This is a genomic window from Sulfitobacter sp. 15WGC (assembly GCF_005068605.1).
Classification (GTDB): domain Bacteria; phylum Pseudomonadota; class Alphaproteobacteria; order Rhodobacterales; family Rhodobacteraceae; genus Sulfitobacter; species Sulfitobacter faviae.
This window is the reverse complement of record NZ_SZNL01000232.1, coordinates 1-249: the sequence shown is the minus strand read 5'-3', so window position 1 is coordinate 249 and position 249 is coordinate 1. Positions and strand designations below refer to the sequence as shown.

At 69.5% G+C, this 249-nt stretch carries 1 pseudogene; it reads right to left on the bottom strand.

The annotated features are described in order from the left end of the window. Positions 1-249, bottom strand: a pseudogene (locus tag FCK22_RS19520) (aminotransferase class I/II-fold pyridoxal phosphate-dependent enzyme); the annotation flags it as partial.

The window sequence follows — 249 nt, the reverse complement described above, 5'->3', positions numbered from 1 at the left end:
ATAGGCCCCCCGGCCCGACACGCGCAGACCATGGGTCTCTAGCGCCGCGTCCATGACCCGGCGGCGTTCGTGCAGCGCCAGCCCCATGCGGCGGATCTGGGCGTCGTAATGGCCAAGCGACAAAAAAATAGGCGGCGGTGCGCTGGATATGCCCCGGCGGGTGCCGCAGGACCGAGGCGCGCAGTGCGCGGGCCTCACGGATGAAGGGTTCGGACCCCACCAGATACCCCAGCCGCAGCCCCGGAAAGA